Source organism: Coleofasciculus sp. (assembly GCF_046539235.1).
In the GTDB taxonomy this organism is placed as follows: Bacteria; Cyanobacteriota; Cyanobacteriia; order Cyanobacteriales; family Coleofasciculaceae; genus Coleofasciculus.
The window spans coordinates 1-4,173 of record NZ_JBKHHI010000511.1 but is presented as its reverse complement, the minus strand read 5'-3'; the positions used below and the strand labels follow the sequence as shown (position 1 = coordinate 4,173).

The window sequence follows — 4,173 nt, the reverse complement described above, 5'->3', positions numbered from 1 at the left end:
AAGGTGCGCGATCGGATTGGTAAACCCGAAGACATATTGGAGGAAAATTCGTAGTGATGCCGAAGCGATTGTATGAGCCACGTATATTTCTAGCGACAAGCTTCCCCACTGTTTTACAACGTCAATTCTATTAAACCGATCCAGGAGAATCGCCAAAGCAACTGAGGCGGTGATGCCAAAGATAGCCACTATAAGCGTCAGTAATTTGACCGCCATCAAATTGAACCCAACCGCTAATCCCACAGCACAAAATCCACCAATTGTAACCATGAGCAAAGTTTGGGTTGTCCATTGACTTAACTGTGACATGAATCGACTATTGCCTACTACCGCCCCCAAAGCGAGGTAGACAGTATAGCCGCGAACTGAATATAAAACCCTCCACGAACCCAAGCCAACATCAGCAATTTGCGTCAAGTAAAAGAAAATTGCCAAAATTAAAAATACTCGGGGAGAAACATTGAGCTTACGGACAATTGCGTAGACCACCATGATGACAAACAAAGTGTATAGAAACCAATATTGCATCACAGGTTGGTAGATAATTCGCCACAAGTTACTCAAGGAAACCGAACTATTGGTATAACTCGATGCTATAGCCTGAAGGACATTCCAGAGAGGTTTTCCAGATCCCGACCAAAAGTAAGGTTATAAGCCAGTCCGCGCAGGCGGACGAAAGTTTGTGTAGCAGCGATTTCAATCGCCTCCTCTTGCATGGGGTAATAAGCTCAACAATCACCATTATTAACTTTGGATTTTAAGCGCATAGTCCCGAAATCGCTCTAAATCGGCTTGAATCGTAGACTCAACAATTCGACCTAAAAACAAACCATCCATCAACTTACCTAAGATGCCAGGAATATCGTAAGCCACCGTAAGTTTAACAACACTACTACCGTGGCGATCATAAAAGCGCACTGCACCCCGATTAGGTAAACCATCAACAGATTCCCACTGAATAATCTGATGGGGTACTAATTTCAGAATGCGAGAAATCCAGCTAAATTCAAAGCCACTGCTGGCGAGTTTCCAACGGGATAAATCTGGATTATCTTCTAATACTTGTACCGAGTCAATCCACTTCATCCAGCGAGGCATTTGCTCTAAATCAGACCAGAGGCTCCAAACGGTTTCCATTGGTACCTCGACTTCAACTTGTACACTGTGTTCTAACCAGTCAGAGTTATTTGTCATTCGTCATTCGTCATTCGTCATTCGTCATACTCGAAGAGCGCGAGAAGCAAGCTAAGTCATTTGCCAGATAATTTTTGTACTTGGTTGGGGCGGGTTTAGTTGCATCTGGGTGAGGGAAGAAACGATAGTCGTAAAACCCGCCCCTACATCCCGGATTCCCCAGTTCTCAGATATCTTTTGTGGTGGTAACCAGGTTTTGTTCTACAGGTGTTTGTGCATGTTCTAGAATCGCTTTAGCCGCACGCCGCCCGGATAGAGTCGCTCCTTCCATACTATCGATGTAATCTTGTTGAGTGTAGCTCCCTGCCAAGAAGAAGTTGCTCACTGAGGTTTTTTGGTTAGGGCGATAGGGGTCCATGCCCGGAGCTTCTCGGTAAAGCGATTGAGCTAATTTAACCACACTGTACCAGGTCATGTTCAATTCTCGCGAAGAGGGGAAGAGTTCGTGGACTTGCTGGAGGACATGTTGGGCAATGGATTCATTATTTTGCCGGATAAATGGATCACCGGGCGTTAGCACTAATTGCAATAGTGACCCTTGTCCTTCTTTGTAATAGTCACCGGGACTGGTTAAGGCTAAGTCGGCAAAGCAGGAGAAGTCCGCATCGGGAGTATAGAGGAGATTGTCCATCCCTGTAGCTTGTGCCAATTGCTTCCGTTTTTGAGCATCATGGAGTTCTGTCACCCAGCCATCAAACCGCAGTTGTACGGTGGCGACAGGTACGGTGTCCAGCTTATAGAGATTGTCAAACTCTGACCATTTGCGCCATGATTCTGGCAACAAACGTTGCACTCCAGGGACATCAGCAGCGCAAACGTAGGCATCGGCGGTAATGGTTTCCTCGCTTTCACCTTGGGCGATGACTAAACCTGTCACGTTAGCTGAGTCTCCTGTCTCGGTGTAGAGGATGTCTCTCACTCGTCGCCGGGTATAAATTTTTGCTCCTCGTGCTTCCAGGTAATTGATAATCGGTTGATGTAAGTATTCATTCGGCGAACCTTCCAGCATCCTGAGAACTGAGGCTTCTGTTCTGGCAGCAAAGAACTGGAAAATTGTCAACATGCAACGGGCAGAGATATTCTCTGTATCGATAAAGCCGAGGGCGTAGGCGATGGGATTCCACATCCGCTTTAAGCTGCCGTTAGACCCCCCATGCTTGCGGAACCAGTCGGCAAAGCTGATTTTATCTAAGTCGCGAATGGTTTGCATTGCCCCATCAAAGTCGATCAAGCCGCGCACCAGGGGACTGGTTCCGAGTGCGATCGCGTTTTGTAGCTTATCCTGAGGTGATAGCTGGGAGGTGGTGAAAAAGGCTTTGAGTCCATTAAACGGCGCTCCGGTGATAAAGCGAAAGTCTAGCGCCCCCGTGCGCCCACCCCGATTAATAAAGGTATGGGTATGTTCCTTGAGACGTAGGTTCTCCAATGCCCCTACCTTCTGCATCAAGTCAAACAAGTTGTAGTAACAGCCAAAAAAGACGTGCAACCCCATCTCGATGTGATTGCCCTCGGTGTCTACCCAACTGCCAACTTTGCCGCCCACGAATGGACGGGATTCAAAGATTTCGACCTCATGTCCGGCATCGACTAATTCTACAGCCGTCGCCATTCCGGCAAGTCCTGCCCCAACGATCGCAACGCGCATCGTAGCCCTTCCTTTTCAGTTTTCTTTACAGATTGTAATAGAATTTGGGTTCCAGATGCAGCTTATCGGCTTGCGATCGCCGTTGATCCCAGTTTTGTTTGCGGGAATGAAATCTTGATAAATTTGGCTAAACCGACTTGCTGATGTGAGCCAATAGGAATTAGAATGTACAATGTGTCTTACATGTTATACATTACGTATTACAGACTGACCAGTCTACAAAAATTGAGTAACGCGAATATCTCGTAAAGAGACAGCAGGCAAGGTTACTCAATCAGAACATCAGGGTTGCTAATCAAAGGTAGAACACCAGTCAAAGTCCTTCTACTGAGTTAGGGTCTTAGACGTGAGCCTAATCCTAACCAAGCCGACAGGCAATAGCAGTTTTAATGCCACTGTTTTTGCTCAATCATTCTTAATGCAACTCAAATGTGTTTGAACAACAAAGAACTTAAAACAGAGGAAGAGAAAGTATTGCTATCTTCCCTAGCGCTTGAAGTCGATACGATTTTTTTAAAGCTTCGTAAAGCGGATCAAGTCATTCGCCATGAACTGAGCTTACTCGATCATCCCAACATTCAAGCATTTGAGAAGACTCAGGTTGAGCCAATCAATGTAGAACAATTAAAAAAAATTATTTATAAAATTCCGCCTCAACATTTATTGGTGGATGAGTATGTTCTCTACATGCTTGACAGCAAGACGACGAGCATATTCGGTTTAGTTGAAGATTACAATCATTCCCTGGAACGTCGAAAGAAACTGCCACACAGCAATAATCAGAGTGATCTCAAGAATGTTGATGAAAATTTAGCTTATGCGATTCGTCGTTTGGGGGCGATGATCTATCATTTAAATATTCACTTAAATTTGCTAACGGTCTTGTTAGTTAAAGCCCCATTCTTTACGGATCATCAGCAAATCACTATTAACGAAAGCAAAGATAAGTTAGAAAAAAAGCTGCTGGATGACTGGGATAAATGGCACGACAATGTCCGGTTTCTAGAAATCACTATTGATGAACCTTATGCGATTGTAACTTGGGCGATGGAAGAGCTTGGTGGAGAAGCCATTCTCCAGCATGAGCAAGGCAATTGGAAATTGATGACGATTAGCACAAGCCGATTCGATGCTAAAGCCTTTGAACCCGTGAATATTTCCTCAGATGCAGCTCAACGCCTGCTCAAGCGTCATTACCAAAAACTGGGATTCTAAATTGATTGGACTTTGGACAAAAACAATAAATTTGCATAATTTATTTGCCAAGGCATTTAGGGCAGAAAAATTAGATGTAGGGGTGGGTTTAGGGACAATTGTAGGGGCGGGTTTAGGGA

4 protein-coding genes are annotated in these 4,173 nt (G+C 44.9%); 1 reads left to right on the top strand and 3 read right to left on the bottom strand.

Features of this window, described 5'->3' with window-relative positions; genetic code table 11:
* The 3 genes from ACLFWI_RS27700 to zds form a co-directional block, all read right to left on the bottom strand.
* A partial coding sequence (locus ACLFWI_RS27700) for an acyltransferase family protein (RefSeq protein WP_446415608.1) occupies positions 1–597 on the bottom strand: 597 nt, incomplete at its 3' end.
* Between the two features lie 147 nt (positions 598–744).
* Complete coding sequence (locus ACLFWI_RS27695; protein ID WP_446415607.1) at positions 745–1,194, bottom strand: SRPBCC family protein; 450 nt, start codon at positions 1,192–1,194, stop codon at positions 745–747.
* A gap of 166 nt (positions 1,195–1,360) precedes the next feature.
* Positions 1,361–2,839, bottom strand: coding sequence for a 9,9'-di-cis-zeta-carotene desaturase (gene zds / locus ACLFWI_RS27690; protein WP_446415606.1), 1,479 nt, complete (start codon positions 2,837–2,839; stop codon positions 1,361–1,363).
* 474 nt (positions 2,840–3,313) lie between these two features.
* Here zds and ACLFWI_RS27685 point away from each other — a divergent pair, with 474 nt between their 5' ends.
* Positions 3,314–4,054 carry a hypothetical protein gene (locus ACLFWI_RS27685; RefSeq protein WP_446415605.1) on the top strand — a complete coding sequence of 247 codons (741 nt, stop codon included), beginning with the start codon at positions 3,314–3,316 and terminating at the stop codon, positions 4,052–4,054.
* The last annotated feature ends 119 nt before the right edge of the window (positions 4,055–4,173 follow it).